This is a genomic window from Natrinema sp. LJW11 (genome assembly GCF_056135975.1).
This window is the reverse complement of record NZ_JBWBDM010000017.1, coordinates 1-1,630: the sequence shown is the minus strand read 5'-3', so window position 1 is coordinate 1,630 and position 1,630 is coordinate 1. Positions and strand designations below refer to the sequence as shown.

1 protein-coding gene is annotated in these 1,630 nt (G+C 57.2%); it reads left to right on the top strand.

All coding sequences use genetic code 11. The annotated features are described in order from the left end of the window. The first annotated feature begins 89 nt into the window (after positions 1-89). Positions 90-1,409, top strand: a complete 1,320-nt coding sequence (locus AC0QDI_RS25175) for an IS4 family transposase (protein WP_098727652.1) — start codon at positions 90-92, stop codon at positions 1,407-1,409. Positions 1,410-1,630: the final 221 nt, after the last annotated feature.

The following is a 1,630-nucleotide window of genomic DNA, read 5'->3' as shown; positions in this document are numbered from 1 at the left end:
CCATCCGTTCTAGTTTAGCAGATCGGGGGATCCAGAGACACCAAGCTAGAATAGTCAGTAACTAGAAACGTGAGGGTCCGGTAGAGAATGTGTACACCCTACCGGATTCAGTAGTTGTGAACCGCATTCAAAGAGCGTTTCCATCCGATGAGTTGCGCGAGCGTGCTCGCGCAACGAATCTCATCCAGCGAGAGCGGAAACTCGACGTTGTCGCCCTGTTTTACACGCTTTCACTCGGCTTCGCAGCCGGATCTGATCGATCCATCCAGGCGTTTCTTGAACGCTACGTCGAGATGGCTGACTGTGACGACCTCTCGTATGCGACATTTCATGGGTGGTTCAAACCGGGGTTTGTCGCACTCCTTCGAGAGATTCTCGATGACGCCATCGAGAATCTTGACACGGACCAAACCGAGCTGACCGGACGTCTCGAACGATTTCGAGACGTCCTCATCGTCGACGCCACGATCATCTCGCTCTACCAAGACGCCAGAGACGTTTACGCGCTTGATGACGACCGAGCCGGTGCGAAGCTCCACCTCACCGAATCGCTCTCGACTGGGCTTCCGACGCGATTCCAGACAACCGATGCAAGCACCCATGAACGGAGCCAGCTACCCACCGGCGAGTGGGTAGCTGGCGCCCTCATCCTGTTTGATCTCGGCTACTACGATTTCTGGCTGTTCGACCGCATTGACGCCAATGACGGCTGGTTCGTTTCTCGCGTCAAAGAAAACGCGAACTTCGAAATCGTCGAGGAACTTCGCACGTGGCGAGGGAACAGCATCCCGCTAGAAGGCCAGTCGCTGCAGGCCGTCCTCGACGACCTGCAGCGACAGGAAATCGACGTGCGGATCACGCTCTCGTTCGACCGTAAACGAGGGTCGGGCGCCAGCACGTCCCGAACCTTCCGATTAGTCGGCGTTCGCAATGACGACAGCGACGAATACCATCTGTACCTGACGAACCTCGACAGAGACGACTACCGCGCGCCCGATATCGCACAGCTCTATCGGGCGCGCTGGGAGATCGAACTGCTGTTCAAAGAACTCAAATCACGGTTCGGTTTGGACGAGATCAACACGACCGATGCCTACGTCATCGAGGCGCTGATCATCATGGCAGCACTCTCGTTGCTGATGAGCCGGGTTATCGCCGACGAACTCCAGAAACTGAACGCAAACCAACGAGACTGCGCCGACGACGCCTCGGAGTCGTCGACGCGACTTCCTCGGCGACGATGTTCACACGCTGTCGAACGGCACGCACATCTGATCCAGTTGTACCTGATGGTTGAACTGGGCTACGAGTTACCGGATCTTGATTCGCTGTTGCTGTGGTCAGCACGAGATCCAAATCCACACCGTCCGCGGTTACGTGAACAGGTGGAGTCAGGCGAGTTCTGGTAAGGAACTCGCCTGACGAAACGGGCCGAATCGCCCTGTTGATCAGCGGCGGCTCTGCAACGGCGGCGCACTCACGACCGCGAGTGCGCCGCCTTCGACGGGAGACATGACCGGACATCAGCCAGTCTGCCCGAACGGCAGCTATCTCGGTATGATTGCGGTCAGACTCGACGCAATTTCGGCGTGATATCCGTCTCAGCCAGTCGCTAAACTAGAACGGATGG